Below are 25,862 nucleotides of genomic sequence, written 5' to 3'. Positions count from 1 at the left end.
CAGGAACACCACGACACCGACCGCGATCACCGCGACGCCTCCGACGGCCAGGCCGATCGCGAGCCCGGACGGGCCGGACGCGGGGGCCGTGGCATCCGTCGCCGGCGCCGCCTGGTCGGCGGCGACCTTCGCGCACGGCGAGGTCTCCACTCCCGGGGCGGCCGGCGCACCCGCGGCGGGGGCGTAGGCGAACGCGTACGTGCCCGAAACCGGATGCCCGTCGGACGAGACCGCCCGCCAGGTCACCTGGTACTCGCCCGCGGGGCCGAGCTGGACCGGGGTGGTCAGCGTCGGACCGGCGAGCGCCGTGCAGTCCGTCTCGTAGTGGCGGGAGTCGGGGCCGACGACGATGACCTCGTTGCCGCCGTCCGCGCCGAGGAGGTTGGCGCTGAAAGTCAGCTCCACCCCGGATGCCGTGGACACGGTCTCGTCCGCCGACGGCGTCGACGAGACGAGGCTGTCGTGCGCGGACGCGGCCTGAGCCCCGCCGAACGCGCCCACGGCGGCGGCGACGATCAGGGCGGCGACCGCACCGCGTCCGCGGACCCGACGCGCAGCCCCCGTGGGCGCACCCACGGTCAGGCCTTCTTCGGACGGCGGGCGAAGGCGAGGGCGCCGAGCACGGCCCCGCCGATGCCGATCACGAGCGCCGCGATGCTGAGACCCAGGGCTGCGCCGGCCGAGCCGTCGGTCGTCGTCGAGGCCTCGGCCGCGCCGTGGTCGTCCGAAGGCGCCGGCGTGGCGGTGCTGTGACCGGCTCCGTGACCGGAGGCCGGCGGAGTGTCGGTGATGTACAGCACCGGTGCCGGTTCGAGGGTGTCGTCCGCGGCGACCTCGTCGGGCGTCGCGGCCCAGTTCACAACGTCGCCGTCGGAGTACGTCTGCACGGCGGGGAGGACGACGTGACCGGTGTCGGGCACGGGCCCGAGCACGGCCGAGAACATCTGGAACTGGTCCTGACCGATGCCCACGCCGGGGTCGGCCTGCCAGACGATCTTCAGCGGGCCGTCACTGATGGTGTTGCCGTCCACCTCGACGGGGGCCGGCAACGCCCCCTTCTCGACGGTCGCGGTCCACCCGGGCACGGGCTGCACGAGGACGGCCGTGAAGGGGGTGTCGGTGGGCAGGGTCACTTCGACCTTGACCGTGGAGGCGGTTGCGGACTCGGTGGGCACACGGAAGTTGACCGTGGCGTACGTGCCCGGAGTCGCGGTGTTGGGGTTGACGGTGACGTGGGCGGACGCCGCCAGGGGAACGCCGATCGCGAGCGCGAGGCCGGCGGTGGCGCCCACGAGGGCGCGCAGAGTCTTACGGGACATGGATGCTGCTTTCTGAAAGTGCGCAGGCGTGAAGGCACGCCGAGGCGCGAAGGGTGAGGAGAGTCGGAGTCAGGCCGCGAGCGGCGGACCCCGGTGCCTCATCCCGGAAAGCACGGTCATCGAGGCCGTGAGCAGCGGTGTCTCGGGCCGCAGGCGCGGCGCCGCGGCCGGGCGCGACTCCCGCACCGGGACCAGAGCCCGGAACGTGTCGGCCAGCAGCCCCGCAACGGTGCGCAGTGCGCGTTCCCCCGAGCCGAGCGCCACGACGGTGACCGCCGCGGCGAGCGCGTGCGCGGCCCACATCCACGGCGACTCGGTGCCCGTGAGCATGTGCGAGTGCCCGGATGCCGCGGCCTCGGTGAGCGCGACGGCGCCGCCGTGGTGCGAGGCGCCCACCGGCACACCCGTCCCGCTCAGATCGAGGGCCAGCAGGGAGTGGAACAGCAGTTGGCTCGTCGCGATGGCGGCCGTGAGCCGGACCCACGACACGGTGCGCCCGACGAGGGCGATACACAGGGGCGCGGCGAGGCTGACGGCGAGCACGACGTTCAGCACGGCGGGTAGGTCACCGGCGGCGACGGAGTGCGAGAGGGTCGCGACGAAGGTCGCGAGCACGGCGGCGGAGACACCGCGCGCGGCGCGGCGGGCGCGTCCCGCTCTCGCTGACATGCTCCTCCTCCGGCGTCCCGTTCGCTGCCATTCCACCACATGCGTACGACACGGGCCCCGCCCGGTGACCCGGGCGTACGCTCGACGCATGTCCCCCACCTCGCAGCGACGGTTCTGACGTGGGCCGCCTCACCGCCGCGCGGCGCGTCACCCGCATCACGCTCGACGGCGTGAACCGCCAGCGGGCGGATGCCGTCGCCGTCGAGGAGCCGCTCGAGATCCGTGTCGCGGGGGCGCCGCTGTCGGTGACGATGCGCACGCCCGGCCACGACGTCGAGCTCGCCGCCGGGTTCCTGGTGTCCGAGGGCGTGATCCACCGCGGCGACCAGTTCGCGCGCGCCATCCACTGCGGAGGACCGGGGACGGGCGGCGCCGACGGCAACACCTACAACGTCCTCGATCTCACGCTCGCGCCCGGGGTGGCGCTCCCCTCGCCCGATATCGCGCGCAACTTCTACACGACCAGTTCGTGCGGCGTGTGCGGAACGGCATCCATCGAGGCGGTGGAGAAGGTGTCGTCGTACGACGTGTCGGAGGACGGCATCCGCGTCTCGGCCGAAGATCTCGCGGCGCTGCCGGACCGGCTCCGCGAGGGGCAGAAAGTGTTCGAGAAGACCGGGGGGCTGCACGCCGCCGCCCTGTTCGACGTCGCTTCCGGCGAGATGCTCGTCGTGCGCGAAGACGTGGGGCGCCACAACGCCGTCGACAAAGTGGTCGGTTGGGCGGTGCTGAACGATCGACTGCCGCTGCGCGGAACCGTGCTGCAGGTCTCGGGTCGCGTGAGCTTCGAGCTCGTGCAGAAGGCCGTGATGGCCGGCATCCCGATCCTCTCCGCCGTCTCGGCCCCCTCGTCGCTCGCGGTCGAGCTCGGCGAGCGCGCCGGGCTCACCGTGGCCGGATTCGTCCGGGGCGGCAGCATGAACCTGTACACCCGGACGGATCGCATCGTCGTTCCCTCCACAACCCCCTCGCGCGTCGAGGCGTCAGGCGTACGCTGACCCGAGGGCGCTCGGAGTATGGATGCCATCGACTCGGCGCCGAGATCATCGGAGGGTGAGCATGGGTGACGCGTTCGGGCTGATGAAAGACGCACCGCGCCAGGGGGGCCTCGGCCCCGCCGTCTCGGGCGACTGGTCGAGCACCGGCGAGTACACGCACCCCGCCGCGGGGTGGGGCGCCGCCCTGACGGTCGGCAAGGTGCTGTTCGAGCAGCGTCAGCCGGTCGCCGGCACCAAGGCGATGTTCACGATGAACCACCCCAAGAGCGGTTTCGACTGCCCCGGGTGCGCGTGGCCCGACGACAAGGGCGTCGCCCTCGACATCTGCGAGAACGGCATCAAGCACGTCACGTGGGAGATGACCCACAAGCGCGTGGGCAAGGAGTTCTTCGCCGAGCACTCCGTCGCCGAGCTCGCGGAATGGACCGACTTCGCCCTCGAGGATGCCGGGCGCCTGGTGGGCCCGATGGCGTACGACGCCGCGACCGACCACTACGTGCCGATCTCGTGGAACGACGCGTTCCGCCTCATCGGGCAGCACCTCCAGGGCCTCGACAGCCCCGATCAGGCCGCGTTCTACACCTCCGGACGCCTGAGTAATGAGGCCTCGTTCCTGTACCAGCTGTTCGCGCGCGAGCTCGGCACGAACAACCTCCCCGACTGCTCGAACATGTGCCACGAGGGCTCGGGCCGCGGGCTCACGGCATCCCTCGCCACGCCCAAGGGCACCGCCGACCTCGAGGACTGGCAGAACTGCGACGCCCTGTTCGTGCTGGGCGTCAACGCCGCCTCGAACGCCCCGCGCATGCTCACGAGCCTCGCCGAGGCGGTCGAGCGCGGCGCCCAGGTCGTGCACGTGAACCCGCTCCGTGAGGTAGCGGCCACCCGCACGATCGTGCCGCACGAGATCCTCGACATGGCGACGTTCACCGACCACCCCACGAGCACCATGAACCTGCAGGTGCGGCCCGGGGGCGACCTCGCGCTCGTGCGCGGCATGGCCAAGGTCGTGTTCGAGGCCGCCGAGACCGATCCCTCGGTGCTCGACCGCGCGTTCGTCGAGGGCTACACGCACGGGTTCGACGAGTACCGCGCGCTCGTCGAGGCCACCGCGTGGGACGACCTCGTCACCCAGTCGGGCCTCACCGAGACCGAGATCCGCGCCGCCGCCGGCATCTACCTCGCCGCCGACCGCACCGTGATCAGCTGGTGCCTCGGCGTCAGCCAGCACGAGCACGGCGTCGACACCGTCCGCGAGATCGTCAACCTGCTGCTCCTGCGCGGCAACGTCGGGCGCCTGGGCACCGGCCCCTCTCCCGTGCGCGGCCACAGCAACGTGCAGGGCAACCGCACGTGCGGGATCAACCACAAGCCCACGGAGGCGTGGCTCGCGAAGCTCGACGAGGTGTGCGGCATCCGTTCGCCCCGCGATCCCGGACTCGACACCGTGCACACCGTCGCGGCGCTGCACCGTGGCGACCTGAAGGTGTTCGTCGGCATGGGCGGCAACTTCGTGCGCGCTGCTCCCGACACCGCGCTCACCGCCGAGGGCATGAGCCGCTGCGACCTCACCGTGCACGTCAGCACGAAGCTCAACCGCAGCCACCTCACCCACGGAAAAGAGGCGCTGATCCTCCCGTGCCTCGGCCGCACCGAGCGCGACGAGCAAGAGGCGGGACCCCAGTCGATCTCGACCGAGGATGCCATGAGTTCCGTGATGCTCTCGCTCGGGTCGCGCAAGCCCGCGTCTCCGCACCTGCTCAGCGAGCCCGCGATCATCGCCCGCATCGCGCGGGCGGCGATGCCCGACTCGCAGACCCCGTGGGAGTGGTACGTCGCCGACTACGACCGCATCCGCGACACCATGGCCAAGGTGCTGCCCGGCTTCGAGGGCTTCAACGAGCTCGTGCGCCAGCACTGGGGCTTCCGCATCCCGCAGCCGGCGCGCGAGCGCGACTTCCGCACGCCCTCGGGCAAGGCCGAGTTCTCGACCGCTGAACTGCCCGACGTCATCCCCGCCGACTCCGACGTGCTGGTGCTGCAGACCATGCGCTCGCACGACCAGTGGAACACCACGATCTACTCCGCCGACGATCGGTACCGCGGCGTCCGCAACATCCGCGAGCTCATCTTCATGAACCGGAAAGACATGCGGGAACGCGGCATCGCCGAGGGCGACCTCGTCGACATCGTCGCGACCTCGCGCGACGGGTCGGTGCGCAGCGTCACGGCGTTCCGCGCGCTGCAGTACGACACCCCGCGCGGCAGCGCCGCCGGGTACTTCCCCGAGATGAACGTGCTCCTCGGCCCCGACGACTACAGCCGCCAGAGCGACCAGCCGCTGATGAAGAGCCTGCGCGTCCGGGTGGCGAAGACCGCCTAGCGGCCGGAGCACAACCTCAGCGATTCGCACAAGGTCAGCCCGATGTCCCGCGGCGTGGCTGAGGTTGTGCACATCACTGAGGGTGCGGACCCGGGGCCAGGCCCCGCGGCGACCCGGGATCACCCGCCCAACTAGACTGACTCCGTCCGGCCCCCGCGATTCTTGGAGCTCAGCCGCGTGACCCACTCACCCGAATCCGCCGCACCCGCCCACCGCACGGCCCTGGCCGACACGGTCGAGAACGCGATCGCCACTCCCGAGAAGGACCAGCCGTACGGCGCCCTCGGCCTCAAGGACGACGAGTACGCCCAGATCCGCGAGATCCTGGGCCGCCGCCCCACGAGCGGTGAGCTGGCGATGTACTCGGTCATGTGGAGCGAGCACTGCTCCTACAAGTCGAGCAAGATCTACCTGCGCCAGTTCGGCCAGAAGGTCAGCGACGAGATGAAGACCCGCCTCATGGTCGGCATGGGCCAGAACGCCGGCGTCGTCGACGTGGGCGACGGCTGGGCGGTCACCTTCAAGGTCGAGTCGCACAACCACCCCAGCTACATCGAGCCGTTCCAGGGCGCCGCGACCGGCGTCGGCGGCATCGTGCGCGACATCATCTCGATGGGCGCGCGCCCGGTCGCCGTTATGGACCAGCTGCGCTTCGGCGCGATCGACCACCCCGACACCCCGCGCGTCGTCCACGGCGTCACCAGCGGCATCTCGTTCTACGGCAACTGCCTGGGCCTGCCGAACATCGGCGGCGAGACGGTGTTCGACGCCGTCTACCAGGGCAACCCGCTCGTGAACGCCCTCGCGGTCGGCGTCCTCCGTCACGAAGACCTCAAGCTCGCCAACGCCTCCGGCGCGGGCAACAAGGTCGTGCTGTTCGGTGCCCGCACGGGCGGCGACGGCATCGGCGGCGCCAGCATCCTGGCATCCGACACCTTCGCCGACGGCGGACCCACCAAGCGTCCCGCGGTGCAGGTGGGCGACCCGTTCGCCGAGAAGGTGCTCATCGAGTGCTGCCTCGAGCTGTACCGCGACGACCTCGTCGAGGCCATCCAGGACCTCGGGGCCGCGGGCATCTCGTGCGCCACGAGCGAGCTGGCCGCGAACGGCAACAGCGGCATGAAGGTCGAGCTGTCGAAGGTGCTGCTGCGCGACCCGTCGCTCACGCCCGAAGAGATCCTCATGAGCGAGAGCCAGGAACGCATGATGGCGATCGTGGCTCCCGAGAAGCTCGACGCGTTCCTCGCCGTCGTCGGCAAGTGGGACGTCGAGACGAGCGTCCTCGGCGAGGTCACCGGCGACGGCCGCCTCGTCATCGACTGGTACGGCGAGCGCATCGTCGATGTCGACCCCTCGACCGTCGCGGTCGACGGCCCCGTCTACGAGCGACCGGTCGCCTACCCGACCTGGATCGACGCGCTCAACGCGGACTCGGCCGCGAAGCTCCCCCGCGCCGCCGACAACGACGCGCTCCGCGACCAGTTCACCACCCTCGTCGCGAGCCCGAACCTCGCCGACACGTCGTGGATCACCAACCAGTACGACTACTACGTGCTCGGCAACACGGCCCTGAGCTTCCCCGACGACGCCGGCATGATCCGCGTCGACGAAGAGAGCGGGCTCGGCTTCGCGATCGCCACCGACTGCAACGGCCGCTACTGCCAGCTCGACCCCTACAACGGAGCGAAGCTCGCCCTCGCCGAGGCGTACCGCAACGTCGCCGTCACCGGCGCTGTGCCCACCGCGGTCACCGACTGCCTGAACTTCGGCAGCCCCGAGAACCCCGAGGTCATGTGGCAGTTCAGCCAGGCCGTCGAGGGTCTCTCCGATGGATGCCTCGAGCTCGGCATCCCGGTCACGGGCGGCAACGTCTCGTTCTACAACCAGACCGGCGACCAGCCGATCCACCCGACCCCCGTCGTGGGTGTCATGGGCATCATCGACGACGTCGCCGCGCGCATCCCGAGCGGCTGGCAGGATGCCGGCGAGAACCTCTACCTGCTGGGCGTCACCGCCGACGAGCTCGACGGTTCGCAGTGGGCCGGGACGATCCACGACCACCTCGGCGGCCGTCCGCCCAAGGTCGACCTGGCGCAGGAGCGCAAGCTCGCCGAGCTCCTGCAGGCCGCGGGGTCCCAGTCGCTCGTCTCGAGCGCGCACGACCTGTCGTCCGGCGGTCTCGCGCAGGCCCTCGCCGAGGGCGTCATGCGCTTCGGCGTCGGCGCCCGCGTCTGGATCACCGAGCTCATGGAGCGCGACGGCGTGGATGCCACGGCCGCCCTGTTCAGCGAGACTACCCGGTCCTGCGCATCGGCGTCACCGACGTGGAGCCGGGCACCGAGGCCACGCTCGAGATCCAGGACGTCTTCACCGTCCCGGTGTCCGAGCTGCGCCGCCTGTCGACCGAGACGCTGCCGGCCGTGTTCGGCCCGACGGTCGCCGAGCCCGTCGCCTGACACCCGCGGGCCCGGCCCCACGGTGCCGGGCAGCCGCGGCGCACCGCCGTACGAGAACCTGATGACCCCCGCGGAGCACCGCGGCACGAAAGGAGTCGCGCGATGACCGACCACGACGACGACATGGCCGGGTTCGACGAGCGACGTCAGCGCCGCGTCAAGATCACCGCCTGGGTGGTGATCGCCGCGCTCGTGCTCACCGGCGGCGGCGCGACCGTGCGCTCGCTGATCTTCGGCTGACCCTCAGACCAGGGCGGCGAAGCGCTCCGTCCGCTCGATGGGGCCGATGACGATGAGCAGGTCCCCGGCCGACACGACCGATCCGGCTCCGGCGGGACGCCATTCGCCGTCCGCTCCCTTGATCTTCACGATGGTCACGCCGTGGCGGCGGCGCACGGCCGCCTGCTCCAGCGTCATCCCGACCATCTCCTGGGGAGCGACCGTCTTGGCGACGACGAGGTCCTTGTCGAACTCGACGTAATCGAGCATCGCCCCGCGGACGAGGTGCGCGATCCGACGCCCCATGTCGGCCTCGGGGTACACGACGTGCTCGATGCCGAGCTGCTCGAGGATGAGCCCGTGCTGTTCACTGATCGCCTTCGCCCAGATCGACCGCACGCCCATGCGCTTCAGCAGCGACGTCGTGAGGATGCTGGCTTGGATGTCCGACCCGATCCCGACCACGACGCGGTCGAACTCGACGACGCCGAGCTGTTCCAGCGCGACCTGGCGGGTGGAGTCGGCGCGCACGACGTGGGTGAGCACCCCGTTGAGCGACTGCACGGTGTCCTCGTCGGCGTCGATGCCGAGGACCTCGCTGCCCGAGCGGGCGAGCTCGGTCGCGAGGGCGCCGCCGAATCGTCCGAGGCCGATGACCGCGATGGCCGATGCGGCGTTCCCTCGGGAACGGCGACGGCTGAAGAAGGGGGCTGGGTTATCCAATGATCGGACGCTCCTTCGGGAATTCGTACATGCGCTTCTCCCGCGTCAATGCCAGTGCGGCGCCGAGCAGGACGGGGCCGAGTCGGCCGATGAACATCAAGGCGATGAGGATGAGCTGCCCCGCCGCGGGGAGGTCGGCGGTGATCCCCGTGGAGAGACCGACGGTGGCGAAGGCGGAGATGACCTCGAAGAACACGCGGTCGAAGCCGTACGGGCTGATCAGCATGATCGCGAGGGTCGAGGTGACCACGAGGGCGACCGAGAGGAGGGCGACGGTCAGGGCCTCGCGGTGGGTCGAGCGCGGCAGACGCTTGCCGAACATGTTGACCGCGGTGTCCCCGCGCAGCTCGGCGACGATGATGAACAGCAGCACGGCGAACGTCGTGATCTTGACGCCGCCCGCGGTGCCGGCCGGCCCCCCGCCGATGAACATCAGGATGTCGGTGATCAGCCAGCTCTCCGGCTGCATCCCCGCGATGTCGATCGTGTTGAAGCCCGCGGTGCGCGGCATGACCGACATCGTGAACCCCGCGAGCAATCGGCCTGCCGGGTCCATCGGGCCGAGCGTCGCGGGGTTGGACCACTCGAGCGCGGTGAGCGCGACGGCGCCGAAGACGAGGAGCGTGACCGTACCGGCCACGACGGTCACGGTGTTCAGCGTCCAGCGCCGGGGGAAACGGAATCGGCGACCGAGCTCCATGAGGACCGGGAAACCGAGCCCGCCCAGGATGATCGCCGCGCAGATGGGGAGGCAGATCCACGGGTCGGTGGCGAAGGACATCAGGTTGTTGCTGAACAGCGCGAATCCCGCGTTGTTGAACGACGACACGGAGTGGAACACCCCCAGCCAGACCGCGCGCCCGAACGGTTCGCCGTAGCCGATCCAGAATCGTCCCGCCAGAAGAACGGCCACGATCGCCTCGGTGACGAGGGTGATGAGGGCGACGCCCACCAGCACGCGCCGGACGTCGCCGATGGCGACGGTGTGCGTCTCGCTGACCGCGGTGAGCCGCGTGCGCAGCCCCAGTCGTCGCGCCACGAGCAGTCCCGCGAGGGTGGCGAGAGACATCACTCCGAAGCCGCCGATCTGGATGAGCACCATGATCACCGTCTGACCGAACGGCGTCCAGAACGTGGGGGTGTCGACGATGATGTGGCCCGTGACGCACAGCGCGCTCGTCGCGGTGAAGAGCGCTTCGAGGAACGTGGCCGCGCGTCCCTGCGTCGCGATCGGCAGGCTGAGGAGCGCGGTGCCCGCGGCGAGCATCGTTCCAAAAGCGAGCACGATCGCACGACCGGGGGTGAGGCGAAAGGAACCCCGGATGCCGTCGCGCTCCCGCAGCGCTCGTCGACGGTGTCTCACTCCGAAACGATCTCACATCCCCGCCCCCGTCCCGCTCTCCCGGCGCGCTCGCGGGCCGCGGACGTAGCATGGAGACGTGGAACCGCTCGTGGCGCTGATCGCCGAGTGGTGGTGGATCGGCCCCGCTGCGGCCGGTGCCGGCACCGTCGGCTGGATCGGTGTGCGCCGCTCGCGGCAGCGCGCCCTCCCGGCCGGGGCCTCGACCTCGGATCGCGCCGCACGGACGTGGGCGAATCGGCCGTTGAGCAAGACCGCGGCCCGACGCCTCGAGCTGGATGCCGCCCTCCTCGACCTGCAGACCGCCCGTCACGCCGTGACCCGGGGCCGCGCCGAAGTGAAGGTCGCCGACGCGGAGGTCGTCCGCGCCCAGGCCGAGCGCGCGGCATCCCGGGTGTCGTCCGACGCCGTCGCAGCCGCGCGCTCCCGACTCACCGCCGCGCAGCGCGAGCTGCGGGCCGCCGCCGCGGAGGTGCGTGCCCGCCGGGCCGGGGTCAAGGCCGCTAAGGCGATGCTCCCCGCGATCCGCTCGGGCAGCGCCCCCTTGCCCGTGGCTCGGCTGTTCCACGAGCACGACACGATCCTCGTGCGGTGGATGGCGTACGAGACCGACCCGGCCCTCGCGATCGACTTCCCGGCGATGAGCGACTCGCGCTCGCCCCTCCTGGCCGACTTCCTGCGCGCGCAGGAGCGGGCCCAGTGGCTGCGCCCCACCGCGGTCGACTCCCGTCTGGAGCCGGCCGATTTCCTCGCCTACCGCGACGCCGTCCGTCAGCTCGGTCACGCCTTCGAGCGCGCCGAGCGCGCCGCCCGCCGTGGTCGCGACGACCGCCCCGACGCGGACGGCACCGACGCCTGGGGGCGTGTGGCCTCGGACTGGGCCGAGACGGCGCAGCGCGCGCTCACCTGGTCGATGGAGAACATGGGCCGGGCGGCGGCCCGGTCGTGGAACGACCGTCACGCGAAGCGCGCGCGCAAAAACGACCCGGACGCGTAGCGTGGCGGCGTGAACGAAATCGCGGAGTTCGCCGGGAACTACTGGTGGCTCGTCTTCCCGCTGTTCGGCATGACGATGGGCGCCATCGGCACGGTGAACAAGCAACGGGAACTCTCGGCCCGCCGCCGTCACCGCGAGCAGCTCGAGCTCATGCGCGCGCAGAACGGCGGCCTCTCGGCATCCGCTTCCGCCCCGCTGGCCGCGGCCGCGCCGACTCCCGTCTCCGACGACCTCTCGCGCGTGCAGGCACGCCACGACGACGTCACCCACCGCTGGTTGGACTACGAGCTCGACGTGTCCAAGCTCATCTCGTACCCCGCGATGAGCGACGGGCGGCAGCCGCTGACCGCCGCGTTCCTGCGGGCCAAGAAGGTTGCCGACACCCTGCGCCCGGCACCGGGAGAGACCTCCTCGCCGGAGCGGGCGAAGGAGTACCGCGACGCCGTGACCGACTACGAGGTCGCGTTCGAGGTCGCCGAGCGCGACGCACGACGCGTCAAGGCCGCCGCGTTCACTGCCGACGAGCGCAAACGCCTCGATACCGCGCAGCAGCTGCTCGGCGTCGCCGTCGATCAGGCGGCCACGCCGAATGAACGGCAGGTCGCGTACCGCCGCGTGCGGCAGGAGCTCGACGGCCTCATCTGGCTGAGCGACGAAGCCGTCGAGGAACTCGAGAAGAAGGTCGCGCTCGAGCTGCCGCGCTCGGCCTCCGGAACGCCACCCGAGCCCGCCGTCTGACTCGCCGCCTCAGCGCGCGCGGCGGATCCGCACGGGGCCGCGGGCCGTCGTCACGTCGACGACCTCGCCGCGCTGGGTCACCTCGACCTCACCCTCCTCGACGAGGGCGCGCGCGGCATCCCGTGCCGGCTGCATGAGGTCGCGCCACTCGTCTCCGCCCACGGCACGAGCCGCCTCGGACGGGCAGATCGTCGCCCCCTCGGCCCGCGCCGCCAAGAGGGAGCGGATGGATGCCACGAGCCGGGGATCCGCAGCAGACGACGAGGGCATGTGTCCAGTCTCCCTCCGCGCACGGGCGCCGGGGCGAGAATCCCCCCGTGACCCTCGAACGCCACTCCCCCGCCCTCCCCGGCCGCGCCGTCATCGAGCAGCGCTGGAACCGCGCCGTGTTCGTGCACTGGCGCGTCGACCCGGCCGACGTGGCGCCGCTCCTGCCACCGGGCACACGACCCGACGTGCACGACGGTTCGGCGTGGGTGGGGCTCGTGCCGTTCGTGCTGAGCGAGTTCCGGTTCCTGCCCCTCCCGCCCGTGCCGCTGGTCGGGACCTTCACCGAGATCAACGTGCGCACGTACGCCGTGGACGACGCCGGACGGCGCGGGGTCGTCTTCCGCACGCTCGAGGCCGAGCACCTGGCCCCCGTGCTCGCGGCCCGCGCGCTCTTCGGCCTCCCCTACCGTTGGGCCCGGGCCGGAGTGCGGACCGACGGCGCGCTCATCGAGTACCGGTCGCGCCGCCACGGCGGACGGCATCCGGGAACCCGCATCCGGGCCCGGTTGGGCACCGATCCCGTCGACACCGCGCTGTCGCGGTTCCTCACCGCCCGGTGGGGATTCCACGAGCGGCACCTCGGCCGCACGATCTGGGCGGCCAACACGCACGAGCCGTGGCCGCTCGTCACGGCCGAGCTCGAGGCGCTCGACGACGGGCTCGTCGCGGACTCCGGTTTCCCGCAGCTCGCCCGGCGCGCGCCCGACTCGGTGCTGGCGATGCCGGCCGATCACCCCGGATTCCGCACCCGCTTCAGCGCCGCGCGCGGGATCGGTTGACCGCCGCCCACGCGAAGGCCCCCTCCGCCGTCGGGCGGAAGGGGCCTTCGAAGAGACGGGACGTCAGCTGCGCTGCGTCGAGAACGCCTCGGGGTTCTGCTCGAGCCACGCGTCGACGGCCTCGGCCTCGCGGCCCTCACCGTACTCATTGACGACGAGGTCCTCGAGAGCGCCGTACTGCGCGTCGTCGAGCTGGATGCCGGCGATGAGCTCGGCGGCATCCGGGTAGGTCTCCGCGAAGCCGGCCGTGCCGAGGAAGTGGAGCTTCTCGGGCTCGCCCATCAGACCCTGGGGGTCCTCGAGGTCCTTCACGTCGTACGCGTCGTTGGCCCAGAACGGACGCCACAGCGTCACGACGATGTCCTTCTGCGCCGCGATGGCGTTGTCGAGCTCGGTGAGCATCGCCGCGGTCGACGAGGTCACGAGCTCGAAGTCGCCGTCCAGGCCGTAGCCGGGGAGCATGCTCTCCTGCGTCTGCTTGGTCAGACCCGCGCCCGGCTCGATGCCGTAGATGCGGCCGTCGAAGCGCGCGGCGTTGTCCTTCAGCTGGTCGATCGAGTCGATGTCGACGTAGCTGGGCACGGCGATCGTGAGCTTGGCGTTGTCGTAGTACGCGCCGAGGTCCTCGATGTTGTCGCCGTACTCGTCCATGTACGACTTGTGCGTGAGCTCGGGCCATGCCGAGGGGTAGATGTCGACGTCGCCCTGGGCGAGCCCGGTGTACAGCGGGCCGGCCTCGGTGAGGGTCTGCATCTGGACCGTGTAGCCGAGCTTCTCGAGCTGGTCCTCGAGCAGGTACGCGGTGCTCAGGCCGTCGGTCCAGGAGGGGAGGAAGCCGAGGGTGATCGTGCCCTTGTCGTCCCCTCCACCGGAGCCGCCGGCGGCCTGGTTGCCGCTCGCGCAACCGGCGAGTGCCAATGCGGTGACGGCGCCGAGCGCCAGGGTCGTGGTGAGGTGTCGCTTGTTCGTCATGTGACTGTTTCCGTATCTCTCGTGCGTTTCGTATGGATGGTGCGGGATACCGTGCGCTCAGGCGCCGGTGGAGATCGGCGCGCGGCGCGGGGACGCCTTCTCGCGCTCCGCCTCGGTCGCGGTGGCCGCGGAGGCCTTCGCGGGGACGGTGGACGACCCGGCCCGCCGGCGACCGAGCATTCCCCGCAGCGACGAGGTCTGCTCCGCGGGGCTGCCGAGCGCGGCGGTAAGGCGGTCGAGGTAGACGGCGAGGATGACGACGCTGAGTCCGGCCTCGACGCCCTTGGGCAGGTTCAGGGTGGAGATCGACTGCACGACCTCCTTGCCGAGACCGTCGGCGCCCACGATCCCGGCCACGACCGCCATCGACAGCGCCAACATGATGACCTGGTTGATGCCCGCCATGATCGTGGGCATCGCGAGGGGCAGCTGGATGCCGCGGAGGATCTGCGCGGGCGTGGCGCCGAAGGCATGTCCGGCCTCGACGGTCTCGGAGTCGACCCCGCGGATGCCGAGCTCGGTCAGTCGCACCCCGGGGGGCAGCGCGAAGATGACCGTCGAGACGACACCGGGGACGACGCCGATGCTGAAGAACGTGATCGCCGGGATCAGGTAGACGAACGCCGGCATCGTCTGCATGAGGTCCAGGACGGGCTTGAGGATCGCCCGGACGGTCGCGTTGCGCGCCGACCAGATGCCGAGCGGGACCGAGATCGCCACGGCGACCACGGTCGCGACGAGCACGAGCGCGAGGGTCTGCATGGCGGTGACCCACTGGCCCATCCCGAGGATGAGGGCGAAGCCGATCGCGGTGCCGAGAGCCAGCTTCCACGACTTCACGAGCCAGGCGAGGAGCGCCGCGACGACGATCACGACGACGATCGGGGCGGCCAGCAGGACGTCGCTCAGCCCTCCGACGAGGAAGCGGACGACGACGGCGATGAAGTCGAGGAGACCGGAGAGGTTGTCGCGGATCCAGTCCACACCGGCGGCGACCCACGACCCGATCGGGATGCGGAAACCGTCCATCAGCGCACCCCCTCGTTCTCGGATGCCACGGCTTCGCCGGCGAGCACCGCGTCGATCTCGGCGGACGGCATGGGCTGGGGGAACACGGTGATCTCCTCGGTGGCGGTGGGGCCGGGGCCGAGCGCCGCGAGCAGCGTGACGCGCGGGATGACGCCGCTGAGGCGTCCCTCGGTGTCGAGGACCGCGAGCGGGAGGGGCGACTCGACCGAGGGGACGAACAGGTTCATCAGGACGTCGTCCTCGCGGACGGTCTGCGGCATCGGCTTGAGCTTGCTGTGGAGCGAGTTCTCTCCCGCGATCACGAGCTTCATGGCATCCCGGTCGGTGATGATGCCGAGGGGCCGGCGGTCGCGATCGGTGACGTACACGGCCGACATGTAGGCGTCGCGCATCTGCCGCAGGGCGGTGCGCGGGCCCGCCGTGGCATCCACTCGAGGACGGGGACGCTCCATGACGTTGGCCGCGGTGAGGACGCGGGCGCGGTCGACGTCCTGCACGAACTGCTCGACGTAGTCGTTGGCGGGGTCGGTGAGGATGTCTTCGGGGGTCCCGATCTGGACGATCCGGCCGTCCCGCATGACGGCGATGCGGTCGCCGAGGAACATCGCCTCGTTGAGGTCGTGGGTGATGAAGACGATCGTCTTCTTCAGCGTCCGCTGGAGCTCCAGCAGCTGCTCCTGCATCTCGCGACGGATCAGCGGATCGAGCGCGCTGAAGGCCTCGTCCATGAGCAGGATGTCGGTGTCGGCGGCGAGAGCGCGGGCGATGCCGACGCGCTGCTGCATGCCGCCGGAGAGGGCCGAGGGGAGTTTGTCGCCCCATCCGTCCAGACCCACGAGAGCGAGGATCTCGTTCGCCTTGGCCAGGCGCTCGGCCTTTCCGACGCCGCGGATCTCGAGCGGGTAGGCGACGTTCGCGGCCACCGTGCGGTGCGGGAGCAGAGCGAAGTGCTGGAACACCATCGCGATGCGCTCGCGACGGAGGCTGCGCAACCGCGACGGGCTGACGCCGGTGAGGGGGTCGCCCTGCACCTCAACCGATCCGGCCGTGACGTCGTGCAAGCCGTTGAGCATGCGGATGATGGTGGACTTACCGGAACCGGAGAGTCCCATGATGACGAAGATCTCGCCGGGTTCGACGTCGAAACTCGCATCGATGACGGCGGCCGTTCCGGCGTCGCCGAGCTGGTCGCGCGGGGTTCCCGCGCGGAGCTTGTCGACCGCGGTCTGAGGGGCGCGGCCGAAGACCTTGAAGAGGTTCTTCGCCGCGATGGCATGCGGGTGGGTCACTGTGTGCACCTGGGCGGCCTCGGGTGGCCGCATCGGTCACGCCCGGGTGGCAGCCCGTCCGGCGCTCGTGCGGGGGTGAGCGCGTCGACCGCGGATGTCTGATCCGGGTCCAGGCCGCCGACCGTACGCTCGCGGCGCGACTCCCCCGAGCCGGCACCGACGACCGCGGACTGGTCGGGTGGGCGGCCCATTTCGGGCCTCCCCCAACGTTTCACGGTGATGGATCGCCTGGCAAATCGGCCCTCGGCTTGCGATCGCCGACGACGCGTGGCACGCGCGGGCGCGTATCAAAGTCCTTCGACGGGGCTCTGGCCGCACCGGTCGCGAAGACGGCCCGGGCGTGTCGCGGAGCGTTCCGTCAGTCGCCCGCCGTGCCGGCGGCCGCGGAGCGGTGGTGGCGGATGACCTCGGCGACGACGAAGTTGAACCACTTCTCGGCGAACTCGGGATCGAGGTCGGCTTCGGCCGCCAGACGCTTCAATCGCGCGATCTGCTGCTCCTCGCGAGAAGGGTCGGATGCCGGCATCCCGTGCTGCGCCTTGAGCACGCCCACTTGCTTCGTGCAGCGGAAACGCTCGGCGAGCAAGAAGATGAGCGCGGCGTCGATGTTGTCGATGCTGCCGCGCAAGCCCTGCAGGATCGTCGTCGGATCGGCGTCGGTCATGGGTCCTCCCGGCTCCCGACCCTATCGCGCACCCACACCCGCGCGAGAGCACGCCCTACAGTGTGACCATGAGCCGATCCACGCGCCCCGATCCCTCCGCCGCCGGCGCCGACGCCGGCGAGGTCACCTCCCGGGATCGGCCCGTATGGTCGGCGATCGCGCGCCCGTATGCGGCGGGGTTCTTCCTCACCCTCGGCGGGCTGACGGCGATCCTGCTGGCGCTCGCGCTGAGCAACCTGTCCACGGTCCTGATCTACATCGCGATCGCCCTCTTCCTCGCGCTGGCGCTCGACCCCCTGGTCCGGATGCTCGTGCGGCGGGGCTTGTCGCGCGCGTGGGCCATCGTCATCGTCTTCGGCGGTCTCGCGATCGTCCTCATCGGCGCCCTGTGGCTGCTGATCCCGCCCGTCGTGCGTCAGGTCGAGCAGTTCGTCAGAGACGTCCCGTCCTTCGTCTCCGACCTGCGCACGAGCGACTTCGTGCTCTGGATCGAGGCGAATCTCAGCGACAGCGTCGGCGAGATCATCAACGAGGTGCAGAAGTTCTTCACCAACCCGTCCAACCTCACCGCGATCGGCGGTGGTCTGCTCCAGGTGGGCGTCACGATCGCCACCGGCATCTCCGGGGCGATCATCGTGCTGGTGCTGAGCCTGTACTTCCTGGCATCGCTGCCGACGATGAAGAACTCGCTCGTGCGTCTGAGCCCGGCCCGCAACCGCGAGACGGTTTCGAAGATGACCGGGCAGATCACCGACTCGGTCGGTGGCTACCTCTCGGGCATGGTCGTCCTCGCGCTGATCAACGCGGTGTTCGCCTTCATCCTGCTCACGATCGTCGGGCAGCCGTTCGCGGCCCTGCTCGCGGCCCTGGCGTTCGGGATCACGCTCATCCCGCTCGTCGGCTCCGTGCTGTTCTGGGGCACGGCGACGGTGTTCACCCTGATCATGGACCCGACCGCCGGACTCATCTTCGCGATCACCTACCTCGTGTACATGCAGCTGGAGGCATACGTCCTCACGCCGCGCGTCATGAGCCGGACCATCTCGGTCCCCGGATCGCTCGTGGTCATCGGCGCGCTCGTCGGTGGAACGCTCCTGGGCCTGCTCGGCGCCCTCGTCGCGATTCCCGTGACCGCGTCGCTGCTGCTCATCCTCAAGCAGATCATCATCCCGCGACAGGATGCCAAGAAGTAGCGGTCGCGACCGCCCTCAGTGGGACGGCTCTCAGCGTGACGGGCCTCAGCGCATCGGGAGCAGGCGCGTCGGGGACGGGGATGCCGTGCGGTGACGCACGCGGCCCGGCACTCCCGTGCGGGGGTCGAGCGGGAGCGACACGATCTCGTCGGCCAGCTGCCCGGCCACCAGCAGGGTGTCGCTCACGACGACGTGGTGGCGCGGCCAGTGCGTGCCGGCCTCGGCCAGAGCCGTGAGCTGCAGGCTCTCGCCCGCTCCGCGCACCGCCAGGACGCCGATCGTGTCGCTGCCGCGCACGCCGGCGTAGAGCGTCGACGCGTCGCGGCTCGTGCACAGTTCGGCCGCGGTGTCGCCGTCGAGGGTGCCGAGGAGCGGCTGCCCCGAGACGACCCGCCAGCGGGTCTCGGCATCCGGGGCCAGCACGAAGACCTCGCGGCTGAGCTCGGTCACGACGTAGAGATGACCCGACGGATGCCAGACCCCGTGGCGGGGGCCGCTCCCCTTCGGCAGGGCGACCTCTTGAACGAGACGCAGGCCCGTGGCGGTCGCGCGCCAGAAGCGGACGAGGTCGAGGCCCATGTCGGTGGTGGCGAGGAGACCGCCGGGGAGGAAGATCGTCTCGTGCGTGCGGGACACCCGCGCGCCGGCGGCGGCCTCTTCGGACTCGGCGTCGGTCTCGGGGGCGTCGTCGTAGGCCGGGACGAGGTGACCGAACTCGTCGCCCGCGGCCTCTCGCAGCGCCCGCGCGGCGGCGGCGAGGTCGGGGACGACGGCACCCGAGACTCGGGCACCGGTCTCGACGACCGATCCGTCGGGAGCGGGGTCGTACGGATCGGTCGCCGCGGCCGCGATTACCGGCGCTGCCGGGCGGCCCGCGGCATCCAGAGCGATGCGGACCACGCGCCCGTCGCTCCAGCAGCTCGCGACGAGGAAGGACGCGTCGGGCGCGACGGCGACGTGGCACACCGCGGCGCCGGCCGCCACGGGGGCCCCGAACGGAACGAGCCGCGTCTCGCCCGTGCGGCGGTAGGCCTGCACCGTGCCGTCGGACTCGAGCGCCGCGTAGAGAACGTCGTGCTGCGGGTGCTCCGCCACCCACGACGGCGACCCCGGGGCCGCGACCGCGGTGCCGACCATGCCCAGCGGCCCCGAGGCCCACGCCGAGTCGGCGTCGCCGGCCTGCAGGATGCCGATGCCCTCGGCGGAACCCGCGTCGGAGGCGTAGGCGCCGACCCAGAAGCGCACGTCAGTCGATGAGGTCGTGGCGGACGATGACCTGGTCGCGCGCGGGACCGACACCGATGACCGAGATGCGCGTGCCGCTCATCTCTTCGAGGGCCAGGACGTACTCCTGCGCCGTCTTCGGAAGCTCGTCGAAGGTGCGCGCCGTGGAGATGTCTTCGCTCCACCCGGGCAGGTACTCGTAGATCGGCTTCGCGTGGTGGAAGTCGGTCTGGTTGACCGGCAGGTCGTCGAACCGCTCGCCGTCGACGTCGTACGCGACGCACACGGGGATCTGCTCGAGGCCTCCGAGGATGTCGAGCTTGGTCAGCACGAGGTCGGTGATGCCGTTGATGCGGGTCGCGTAGCGCGTGATGGGCGCGTCGTACCAGCCGACGCGACGCGGGCGACCGGTCGTGGTGCCGAACTCGAAGCCCCGGGAGCGCAGCCAGTCGCCGCTCTCGTCGAAGAGCTCGGTGGGGAACGGACCCGAGCCGACGCGCGTCGTGTAGGCCTTCACGATGCCGACGATCCGGTCGAGGCGGTTGGGGCCGACACCGGAGCCCGTGGACGCGCCACCGGCGGTCGCCGAGGACGACGTGACGAACGGGTAGGTGCCGTGGTCGACGTCGAGCATCGTGGCCTGGCCGCCCTCGAAGACGACGACATCGCCTTGGTCGAGGGCGTCGTTGAGCAGGAGGGAGATGTCGCTGACCATCGGCCGGACGCGCTCGGCGTACGAGAGCAGGTCTTCGACGACCTCGTCGACCGTGATCGACCGGCGGTTGAAGACCTTGACGAGGAGGTGGTTCTTCTGGTCGAGAGCGCCCTCGACCTTCTGCCGCAGGATGTTCTCGTCGAAGAGGTCTTGTACCCGGATGCCGACGCGGTTGATCTTGTCGGCGTAAGCAGGGCCGATGCCGCGGCCGGTGGTACCGATCATGCGCTTGCCGAGGAAGCGCTCGGTGACCTTGTCGAGCGTGCGGTGGTACTGCGTGATGATGTGCGCGTTGGCGCTGATCTTCAGCCGGCTCGTGTCGAGGCCCCGGGCGTTGAGGGCCTCGAGCTCGTTGAAGAGCACCTCGAGGTCGACCACGACGCCGTTGCCGATGACGGGGGTGACGCCGGGCGAGAGGATGCCGCTGGGCAGCAGGTGCAGCGCGTACTTCTCGTCGCCGATGACGACGGTGTGTCCGGCGTTGTTGCCGCCGTTGAACTTCACCACCCAGTCGGTGCGCTCACCGAGCAAGTCGGTGGCCTTGCCCTTGCCTTCGTCGCCCCACTGGACGCCGACGATCACGATTCCGGGCATGTGCGCTCCTCGCGTGTTATCCGGCGGTACACCCCATCCTATCGAGCGTGCTTGACACGCCCTCCCGGGGTTGTGCACAACCCCGCCCCGCGTCCGCGCGAGGTCACTACCCTGAGCGCATGCTCCGTTCCCACACCTGGGCCACCGGCTGGACCGCGCTGCGTCTGGCCATGGCGACGCTCATCGCCGCCGCCATCGTCGCCCAGTTCGTCTCCACGGTCGCCGGCGCCGCTGCCGCCGACCGCGACGTGCCGACGACGATCGCCAACTTCTTCAGCTTCTTCACGATCCTCTCCAACACCGCGAGCGTCGCCGTGCTGGCATGGGCGGGCATCCGCTTCCTCGCGCGTCGGCGTCGGCTCGAACACGATCCGCTCCCTCTCGCCGCAGCGCTGGCGTGGGTCTCGACGTACATGGTGATCACGGGTGTGGTCTACAACCTGCTGTTGCGCGGCCTCCCGCTGCAGCCCGAGACGGTCGGGTGGTCGAACGAGGTCATGCACGTGTGGGGGCCGATCTTCCTCCTGCTCGACCTGTTCCTGGGTCCGTGTCGGCGACGCCTGCCGTGGAAAGCGGCGCTCGGCGCGGCGATCTTCCCGATCGCCTGGATCGTCTACACGCTGCTGCGCGCGAATCTCGTCACCAACCCCACCACCGGTCAGCCGTACTGGTATCCGTACCCGTTCCTGAACCCGTACGACAGCAGCTGGGGCAGCGTCATCGGCTACATCATCGGCATCGCGGTCACAATCGTCGTGGTCGCCGTGGGCGCCGTCGCGATCGGCCGGCGGCGCGGCATCCGGAGTTCCTGACGCGGAGTCGACGCCGCGGGACGCCCGGCCCCGGGAACGCGCGGCAACCGGAACGCCCCGCGGCCGCTACCGTGGTCGATGTGCATGCGCGCCTGTTCCCCGCCGCCCTGATCGCCTCCGCCCTCCTCGTTCTCGCCGGCTGTGCGGGGAGTGCTCCGGCCCCGGCATCGCCGGATTCGCCGAGCGCCTCCTCCCCGGCCTCCGCAGCCGCCGCCTCGGGCGCGTGCGCCTACCGTGCGCAGGGGCAGGCCGCCCGCGACGTCACGCCCCCGCCCGCCGGCGAGACGACGTCCGGCGCCGTCACCGTCACGCTCGAGACCTCGGCCGGAGCCGTGCCGATGACGCTCACCGGGGACCGCACCCCGTGCACGGTCGAGAGCTTCGTCTCGCTCGCGGACCAGGGGTACTTCACCGGAACCGACTGCCACCGCCTCACCACCCAGGGCATCTTCGTGCTGCAGTGCGGCGATCCCTCGGGCACCGGCCGCGGCGGACCCGGCTACTCCTTCACGGACGAGGTGGACGGCAGCGAGAAGTACCCGGCGGGCACGGTCGCGATGGCCAACGCGGGTCCCGACACCAACGGATCCCAGTTCTTCCTCGTGTACGCCGACTCGCCGCTGCCGCCGGACTACACGGTGTTCGGTCAGCTGTCCCCCGAGGGCCTCGACGTCGTGAAGAAGATCGGCGCGGCCGGCGTCGCCGGCGGAGGTGCCGACGGCCCTCCCGCGACCGCGGTCGCGATCACGGGCGTCACCGTCGGCTGAACACCCCGGCCCTCCCCCGCGTTTCGAGGCGCGGCATCCGTCCCGAATAGAATCGAGCGCATGTCCAAGGTCCTGCAGTCCCTTCCCGTCGGCGAGCGCGTCGGCATCGCCTTCTCGGGTGGTCTCGACACCTCGGTGGCCGTCGCGTGGATGCGCGACAAGGGCGCCGTGCCCTGCACCTACACCGGCGACCTCGGGCAGTACGACGAGGACGACATCGCCTCGATCCCGGGCCGCGCGACGCAGTACGGCGCCGAGATCTCGCGCCTCGTGGATTGCAAGACCGCTCTCGTCGAAGAGGGCTTCGTCGCCCTCGCCTGCGGCGCGTTCCACATCCGGTCGGGCGGCCGCACGTACTTCAACACCACGCCGCTGGGCCGCGCCGTCACCGGCACGCTGCTCGTGCGCGCGATGAAAGAGGACGGCGTCGACATCTGGGGCGACGGCTCCACCTACAAGGGCAACGACATCGAGCGGTTCTACCGCTACGGCCTGCTCGCCAACCCCGCGCTGCGCATCTACAAGCCGTGGCTCGACGCCGACTTCGTCACCGAGCTCGGCGGGCGCAAAGAGATGAGCGAGTGGCTCGTCGCCCACGACTTCCCCTACCGCGACAGCGCCGAGAAGGCGTACTCGACGGATGCCAACATCTGGGGCGCCACGCACGAGGCCAAGACGCTCGAGCACCTCGACGTGTCGCTCGAGATCGTGGAGCCCATCATGGGCGTGCGCTTCTGGGACCCGGCGGTCGAGATCGAGACCGAGGACGTCACCGTCGAGTTCGAGGCCGGGCGCCCGGTCGCGATCAACGGCACGCGTTTCGACGACCCCGTCGCGCTGGTCCGCGAGGCCAACACGATCGGCGGCCGCCACGGCCTCGGCATGAGCGACCAGATCGAGAACCGCATCATCGAGGCGAAGTCGCGCGGCATCTATGAGGCGCCCGGCATGGCGCTGCTGTTCCTCACGTACGAGCGCCTCGTGAACAGCATCCTGAACGAAGACACCCTGGCGACGTACCACGAGCAGGGTCGCCGCCTCGGTCGCCTCATGTACGAGGGCCGCTGGCTCGAGCCGCAGTCGCTCATGCTGCGCGAGTCGATCCAGAAGTGGGTCGGGTCGACCATCACGGGCTCGGTCACGGTTCGTCTGCGGCGCGGTGAGGACTACACGATCCTCGACACCAAGGCATCCGGGATGTCCTACTCGCCCGAGAAGCTCTCGATGGAGCGCGTCGGCGACGCCGCGTTCGGCCCGGTCGACCGCATCGGCCAGCTCACGATGCGCAACCTCGACATCGCCGACTCCCGCGCGCGCCTGGAGCAGTACGCGGCCCTCGGACTCATCGGTGGCCCCACCGGCGAGCTCGTGGGCGACGTCGCCGCCGGCGGTGCGCGCGAGATCATCGAGCCGGCCGCCCGGTTGGACGCGGCCGGCGAACGCCTGGCCGAGGCGACGGATGCCGCGGGCGAGTCCGCCGCATTCGAGTCCGGCACCGACTGACGACGGTCCGGGGCGAGCGGCCGAGGGGGCCGAGCCGACCGGCGAGACATTGGCGACGACCGCGGCTCGACGCCTAGGGTGGCACGCATGTCCACGACACCCGAGTCCGACGGTGCCGAGGGACCTACGGCCCCGACACACCTGCAGCCCCAGACCTGGCGTTACCTGCTCCACCGCACGGCCGGCGATTTCGTCGGCCACCGCGGTTTCGACGCCGCCGCGTCGCTGACCTTCTTCAGTGTGCTGGCGATCTTCCCGGCGGGCCTGGCGATCATGGCCGTGGTCGGGATCGTCAGCGACAGCGCCGAGGTGCGCGAACGCCTGCTGTCGCTGTTCGACGGGGTGGCGCCGCGGGCGGTCGCGGACACCGCCGAGACGATCCTCACGAGCGTCTCGGGTTCGACCGGTGCCGACATCACGCTCGTCACGAGCATCGCGGTGGCGTTGTGGTCGTCCTCGATCTACGTCAGCGCCTTCGGTCGGAACGTGAACCGCATCTACGGCGTCGCGGAGGGGCGACCGTATTGGAAGCGGAAACCGCTGCAATTGGGACTCACCGTCGTTCTGCTCGTGGCGGTGATGGTCATGGTCGCGGTGGTGATGGCATCCACTCCGGTGCTTCGCAACCTGGGGTCGTGGCTCGGCATCGGCGACACGGCGCTCGCGATCTGGAACGTCGCGCGCTGGGCGGTCTTCGCCGCGGCCGGCGCGGTCGTGATCGCGATCCTCTACAAGGGCACGGGGAACGTGCGCCTCCCCGGGTTCCGGTGGCTGGGCCTCGGCGCTGCACTGGCACTCGTGGTGATGGCCGCCGCGTCGATGGGCTTCGGGTTCTATGTCGGCAACTTCGCGCGCTACAACGTGACCTTCGGCGCTTTCGCCGGAGCGACCGTCTTCCTCATCTGGCTGTTCCTCATCAACACCGCGCTGCTGATCGGCGCGGAGTTCAACGCGCAGGTGGAGCGTGGGCGCGAGCTGGAGGCGGGGATGCCCGCCGAGGAACGTCTCCAGCTGCCGCTGCGCGACGACACGGCGATCCGCGCGCGCGAGCGTGCCGAGAGCATCACCGTCCATCGTGGCGCCCTCATCCGTCAGGGCCGCCCTCTCCCTCCCCGCCCGGACTCGTGGGTGCGGCGGGGCAAGAAGTGGATCGGCCGCGTGCGGGATCGGCTGCGACCCGGGTCACCTCACTGAGTCGCACTAACTTGCACAGGTACGTGCAATTTACGCGTATACTCGACGCCCGTGAGCACTCCCGCACGTCGACGCGACGCCGTCGAGAACCGCGCCGGCATCGTCGACGCCGCCACCGCAGCGATCGGCCATGATCCCCGTGCCTCCATCGCGGCGATCGCGGCACGCGCAGGCCTGTCGCGCCGCGCCCTGTACGGCCACTTCGACGACCGCAACGCGATCGTCCGCGAGGTGATCGCCGCCGGCGCCGCGCGCTTCAACGCGATCGCCGATCGCATCGACGACCCCGACTCCCGCCTCGCTCTCGCCCGCCTCGCTTCCGAGCTGTGGCGCGAAGCGGCACACGTGCAGGCCGCCGCCGCCCTCGCCCTCGACGACGCGCATCTGCCCGAGACCTCTGCCGCACTGGCACCGCTGCGCCGCCGCATCGACGCGATCGTGCGGCGCGGGCAGGCCGCGGGCGAGCTGCGCACCGACCTTCCGGCCCCGACCCTCGCGAGGCTGCTCGAAGAGACCGGCCGCATGGTGATCGCGCGCGTCGACGCCGAGTCGGCGAGCGCGCGCGCGATCGCCGTCACGGCGGTGCTCGGCATCGCCGGCCTGTCGTGGACCGACGCCCGCGGCCTCCTGGCCCGGCACCCCGACCTGGAGGCGCAGTGAGAATCGTCCTGGACGCCGTCGCGAAGGGACGCGCGCAGCGCGCCCTCCCGGAGACCACCACCGCGTACGAGACCGGGCGGGCGACCCTCGCCGTCGCCGAGACCGAACAGCGCCCGACGGTCCTCGGACTCGTGGCATCCGGTCGCATGAAGATCGACGCCGGCTCCGTCACGATCGACGGACGCGCCGACGCGGGGGCCATCCGCCGCCGGGTGGCGCTCGTGGACGCGCCCGCGGTCTCCGAGCCGGAACCGAACGTGACGGTCACCGGCGTCGTGGCCGAGGAGCTCATGTTCGCCGGGCACGCGCCCACCCCCTTCGCCGCGCAACGGTGG

The 25,862-nt window shown here is 70.8% G+C and carries 24 protein-coding genes and 2 pseudogenes; 14 read left to right on the top strand and 12 right to left on the bottom strand.

Annotated elements, in window-relative coordinates; all coding sequences use genetic code 11:
• From LQV45_RS03215 to LQV45_RS03205, 3 genes are all read right to left on the bottom strand, one after another.
• A partial coding sequence (locus LQV45_RS03215; protein WP_230005714.1) for a copper resistance CopC family protein occupies window positions 1-576 on the bottom strand: 576 nt, incomplete at its 3' end.
• Window positions 577-578: 2 nt separating this feature from the next.
• On the bottom strand, window positions 579-1,319 hold the full coding sequence (locus LQV45_RS03210; RefSeq protein WP_230005713.1) for a YcnI family protein: 741 nt from the start codon (window positions 1,317-1,319) through the stop codon (window positions 579-581).
• 69 nt (window positions 1,320-1,388) lie between these two features.
• Complete coding sequence (locus LQV45_RS03205) at window positions 1,389-1,988, bottom strand: hypothetical protein (RefSeq protein WP_230005712.1); 600 nt, start codon at window positions 1,986-1,988, stop codon at window positions 1,389-1,391.
• Between the two features lie 119 nt (window positions 1,989-2,107).
• On the opposite strand from LQV45_RS03205, the gene fdhD reads away from it, so the two are divergent.
• The 4 genes and pseudogenes from fdhD to LQV45_RS03185 all read left to right on the top strand — a co-directional run bounded on the left by fdhD (window position 2,108) and on the right by LQV45_RS03185 (window position 8,065).
• On the top strand, window positions 2,108-2,986 hold the full coding sequence (gene fdhD / locus LQV45_RS03200; RefSeq protein ID WP_230005711.1) for a formate dehydrogenase accessory sulfurtransferase FdhD: 879 nt from the start codon (window positions 2,108-2,110) through the stop codon (window positions 2,984-2,986).
• A gap of 61 nt (window positions 2,987-3,047) precedes the next feature.
• Window positions 3,048-5,369 (top strand): FdhF/YdeP family oxidoreductase, encoded by a 2,322-nt coding sequence (locus LQV45_RS03195; RefSeq protein WP_230005715.1) that lies wholly within the window; start codon window positions 3,048-3,050, stop codon window positions 5,367-5,369.
• Between the two features lie 177 nt (window positions 5,370-5,546).
• Window positions 5,547-7,825, top strand: a pseudogene (purL, locus tag LQV45_RS03190) (phosphoribosylformylglycinamidine synthase subunit PurL).
• A 102-nt stretch (window positions 7,826-7,927) separates the two neighbouring features.
• On the top strand, window positions 7,928-8,065 hold the full coding sequence (locus tag LQV45_RS03185) for a hypothetical protein (protein WP_230005710.1): 138 nt from the start codon (window positions 7,928-7,930) through the stop codon (window positions 8,063-8,065).
• Window positions 8,066-8,068: 3 nt separating this feature from the next.
• Here the strand turns inward: LQV45_RS03185 and LQV45_RS03180 are convergent, their stop codons facing one another.
• Both LQV45_RS03180 and LQV45_RS03175 read right to left on the bottom strand, forming a co-directional pair.
• Window positions 8,069-8,767: a TrkA family potassium uptake protein gene (locus LQV45_RS03180; protein ID WP_230005709.1), complete on the bottom strand. Its 699-nt coding sequence runs from the start codon at window positions 8,765-8,767 to the stop codon at window positions 8,069-8,071.
• On the bottom strand, window positions 8,760-10,130 hold the full coding sequence (locus tag LQV45_RS03175; RefSeq protein ID WP_230005708.1) for a TrkH family potassium uptake protein: 1,371 nt from the start codon (window positions 10,128-10,130) through the stop codon (window positions 8,760-8,762). Before LQV45_RS03175 ends, LQV45_RS03180 begins: the two co-directional genes overlap by 8 nt.
• A 76-nt stretch (window positions 10,131-10,206) precedes the next feature.
• Here LQV45_RS03175 and LQV45_RS03170 point away from each other — a divergent pair, with 76 nt between their 5' ends.
• Window positions 10,207-11,124 carry a hypothetical protein gene (locus tag LQV45_RS03170; protein WP_138174141.1) on the top strand — a complete coding sequence of 306 codons (918 nt, stop codon included), beginning with the start codon at window positions 10,207-10,209 and terminating at the stop codon, window positions 11,122-11,124.
• Between the two features lie 9 nt (window positions 11,125-11,133).
• On the top strand, window positions 11,134-11,862 hold the full coding sequence (locus LQV45_RS03165; protein WP_230005707.1) for a hypothetical protein: 729 nt from the start codon (window positions 11,134-11,136) through the stop codon (window positions 11,860-11,862).
• A gap of 9 nt (window positions 11,863-11,871) precedes the next feature.
• On the opposite strand, the gene LQV45_RS03160 is transcribed toward LQV45_RS03165, so the two are convergent.
• A complete protein-coding gene (locus LQV45_RS03160) occupies window positions 11,872-12,132 on the bottom strand; it encodes a DUF3253 domain-containing protein (RefSeq protein WP_230005706.1) in 261 nt (86 codons plus the stop codon).
• Window positions 12,133-12,179: 47 nt separating this feature from the next.
• On the opposite strand from LQV45_RS03160, the gene LQV45_RS03155 reads away from it, so the two are divergent.
• The gene (locus tag LQV45_RS03155) at window positions 12,180-12,911 is read left to right on the top strand and encodes a YqjF family protein (protein ID WP_230005705.1); all 732 of its coding nucleotides are present in this window, start codon (window positions 12,180-12,182) and stop codon (window positions 12,909-12,911) included.
• A 63-nt stretch (window positions 12,912-12,974) separates the two neighbouring features.
• On the opposite strand, the gene LQV45_RS03150 is transcribed toward LQV45_RS03155, so the two are convergent.
• The 4 genes from LQV45_RS03150 to LQV45_RS03135 form a co-directional block, all read right to left on the bottom strand.
• Window positions 12,975-13,883, bottom strand: a complete 909-nt coding sequence (locus tag LQV45_RS03150; protein WP_230005704.1) for a glycine betaine ABC transporter substrate-binding protein — start codon at window positions 13,881-13,883, stop codon at window positions 12,975-12,977.
• Between the two features lie 57 nt (window positions 13,884-13,940).
• Window positions 13,941-14,912 carry a proline/glycine betaine ABC transporter permease gene (locus LQV45_RS03145; RefSeq protein ID WP_230005703.1) on the bottom strand — a complete coding sequence of 324 codons (972 nt, stop codon included), beginning with the start codon at window positions 14,910-14,912 and terminating at the stop codon, window positions 13,941-13,943.
• Complete coding sequence (locus tag LQV45_RS03140) at window positions 14,912-16,234, bottom strand: glycine betaine/L-proline ABC transporter ATP-binding protein (RefSeq protein WP_374208133.1); 1,323 nt, start codon at window positions 16,232-16,234, stop codon at window positions 14,912-14,914. Before LQV45_RS03140 ends, LQV45_RS03145 begins: the two co-directional genes overlap by 1 nt.
• A gap of 325 nt (window positions 16,235-16,559) precedes the next feature.
• Window positions 16,560-16,865, bottom strand: coding sequence for a chorismate mutase (locus LQV45_RS03135; RefSeq protein WP_230005701.1), 306 nt, complete (start codon window positions 16,863-16,865; stop codon window positions 16,560-16,562).
• Between the two features lie 68 nt (window positions 16,866-16,933).
• Between LQV45_RS03135 and LQV45_RS03130 the strand changes: the two genes are divergently transcribed.
• Window positions 16,934-18,058 carry an AI-2E family transporter gene (locus LQV45_RS03130; RefSeq protein WP_230005700.1) on the top strand — a complete coding sequence of 375 codons (1,125 nt, stop codon included), beginning with the start codon at window positions 16,934-16,936 and terminating at the stop codon, window positions 18,056-18,058.
• A gap of 45 nt (window positions 18,059-18,103) precedes the next feature.
• Here LQV45_RS03130 and LQV45_RS03125 read toward each other — a convergent pair whose 3' ends face one another.
• Both LQV45_RS03125 and LQV45_RS03120 read right to left on the bottom strand, forming a co-directional pair.
• Window positions 18,104-19,303, bottom strand: coding sequence for a beta-propeller fold lactonase family protein (locus tag LQV45_RS03125; RefSeq protein WP_230005699.1), 1,200 nt, complete (start codon window positions 19,301-19,303; stop codon window positions 18,104-18,106).
• A gap of 1 nt (window position 19,304) precedes the next feature.
• Window positions 19,305-20,591: an adenylosuccinate synthase gene (locus tag LQV45_RS03120; RefSeq protein WP_138174121.1), complete on the bottom strand. Its 1,287-nt coding sequence runs from the start codon at window positions 20,589-20,591 to the stop codon at window positions 19,305-19,307.
• A gap of 119 nt (window positions 20,592-20,710) precedes the next feature.
• Here LQV45_RS03120 and LQV45_RS03115 point away from each other — a divergent pair, with 119 nt between their 5' ends.
• The 6 genes and pseudogenes from LQV45_RS03115 to LQV45_RS03090 form a co-directional block, all read left to right on the top strand.
• The gene (locus LQV45_RS03115) at window positions 20,711-21,403 is read left to right on the top strand and encodes a Pr6Pr family membrane protein (protein WP_230005698.1); all 693 of its coding nucleotides are present in this window, start codon (window positions 20,711-20,713) and stop codon (window positions 21,401-21,403) included.
• Window positions 21,404-21,483: 80 nt separating this feature from the next.
• Window positions 21,484-22,170, top strand: coding sequence for a peptidylprolyl isomerase (locus LQV45_RS03110; protein ID WP_230005697.1), 687 nt, complete (start codon window positions 21,484-21,486; stop codon window positions 22,168-22,170).
• Window positions 22,171-22,230: 60 nt separating this feature from the next.
• Window positions 22,231-23,673, top strand: coding sequence for an argininosuccinate synthase (gene argG, locus LQV45_RS03105; protein WP_230005696.1), 1,443 nt, complete (start codon window positions 22,231-22,233; stop codon window positions 23,671-23,673).
• 87 nt (window positions 23,674-23,760) lie between these two features.
• Window positions 23,761-24,867, top strand: a complete 1,107-nt coding sequence (locus LQV45_RS03100; RefSeq protein WP_230005695.1) for a YihY/virulence factor BrkB family protein — start codon at window positions 23,761-23,763, stop codon at window positions 24,865-24,867.
• Window positions 24,868-24,918: 51 nt separating this feature from the next.
• Entirely contained in the window at window positions 24,919-25,527 is a 609-nt protein-coding gene (locus LQV45_RS03095) for a TetR family transcriptional regulator (RefSeq protein ID WP_230005694.1), read from the top strand.
• Window positions 25,524-25,862 (top strand): annotated as a pseudogene (locus tag LQV45_RS03090) (hypothetical protein); the annotation flags it as partial. The gene LQV45_RS03095 and the pseudogene LQV45_RS03090, both read left to right, overlap by 4 nt.

This window comes from Microbacterium sp. Bi128 (assembly GCF_918698205.1).
This window is presented reverse-complemented; position numbering and strand designations above follow the sequence as displayed.